This is a genomic window from Pseudomonas sp. Kh14 (genome assembly GCF_900291005.1).
In the GTDB taxonomy this organism is placed as follows: Bacteria; Pseudomonadota; Gammaproteobacteria; order Pseudomonadales; family Pseudomonadaceae; genus Aquipseudomonas; species Aquipseudomonas alloputida.
Genome location: NZ_OLKJ01000369.1, coordinates 1 through 207, shown reverse-complemented (window position 1 = coordinate 207; position 207 = coordinate 1). Strand labels below are relative to the sequence as shown.

At 63.8% G+C, this 207-nt stretch carries 1 protein-coding gene; it reads right to left on the bottom strand.

Going from position 1 to position 207, the window contains the following annotated elements:
* Positions 1-207, bottom strand: a 207-nt coding sequence (locus FQ668_RS28470; protein ID WP_144180930.1) for an immunoglobulin-like domain-containing protein, incomplete at both ends; no start/stop codon positions are given.

The following is a 207-nucleotide window of genomic DNA, read 5'->3' as shown; positions in this document are numbered from 1 at the left end:
GTTGCTCAGGGTCACGGTGTAAGTGATCACGCCGCCTTCGGTTACGCTTGGCGAGGCGGTCAGGGTCGCGGTGGTGGTGTCGACCGAGTCGTTGATCGTGGTCTGAGCCGGCGTCGGGTTCGGGGTCAGCTGCTCGAAGTTGCCGCCCGTGGCGTTCTCGATGGTGACGCTGACGGTCGAGCCGTTGTTATAGACGTCATTGGCCGG